This is a genomic window from Yersinia pekkanenii (assembly GCF_001152565.1).
In the GTDB taxonomy this organism is placed as follows: domain Bacteria; phylum Pseudomonadota; class Gammaproteobacteria; order Enterobacterales; family Enterobacteriaceae; genus Yersinia; species Yersinia pekkanenii.
In genome coordinates this window covers 1-631 of sequence record NZ_CQAZ01000200.1, presented here as the reverse complement: position 1 = coordinate 631, position 631 = coordinate 1, and the positions used below count along the sequence as shown (strand labels likewise).

Sequence of the window (631 nt, the reverse complement as noted above, 5' to 3'; positions counted from 1 at the left end):
TTATGCTCACGACCAAATTCATCAGCGACAACTTTGCTGCTTACAACAGGCTGACCATTTGCGATTTTAATTAGGTGCTTCATAGCGATTACCTTTTAGAAAGATGAGCCTGTTCACCAGAATGCCGCCCGAGAGAAGGTCGCCACCTTATAGCGGCAATTCTCAGGCTCAGCTTTCTGAAAGACTCTCGTTTGAAATGTGCGGTGAATGCGCGGTGATTTACTGCCAATAAAAAAGGCCCAGTCGTTAAACTGAGCCTTCATGTTCTTTTGTTCGCGGCTTTGCCACTCCTCTCGGCGTTGCTACACCACTTACGGCTTACCCGTCAGCAAGATGTGGATCACCTCTTTAGGGCTGCACAATCTGTTCCTTGTCGGGGGAATTATTAGCAGTCAGCATTTGGGCGAGCTACCGCACGACACGCAGCCATACAAGCTGTTTGCATGTCTGTTTTTGCAATCGCCAACCAACGCGGATCGGTATCACCGGTGTTCAAAAATTCCAGTTGCGCGATGAACTGGCGACTAATCTCTTTCAGCCGGTTCATGTTGGATATGTCTTTTTCAGTTAGCGTCCGATAGCCTTTTACTGTGCTGCCATCCTGCGGTTTTGCTTCGCTCATAATTTCCTC

At 48.2% G+C, this 631-nt stretch carries 1 protein-coding gene; it reads right to left on the bottom strand.

Annotated elements, in window-relative coordinates:
• Positions 1–385: 385 nt before the first annotated feature.
• Positions 386–622 carry an Acb2/Tad1 domain-containing protein gene (locus tag AEP37_RS23965; RefSeq protein WP_049615684.1) on the bottom strand — a complete coding sequence of 79 codons (237 nt, stop codon included), beginning with the start codon at positions 620–622 and terminating at the stop codon, positions 386–388.
• Positions 623–631 lie beyond the last annotated feature (9 nt).

What these genes read in the sequence shown, in the direction of transcription:
- AEP37_RS23965 (WP_049615684.1), bottom strand. Translation starts at nt 622, where the DNA reads ATGAGCGAAGCAAAACCGCAGGATGGCAGCACAGTAAAAGGCTATCGG.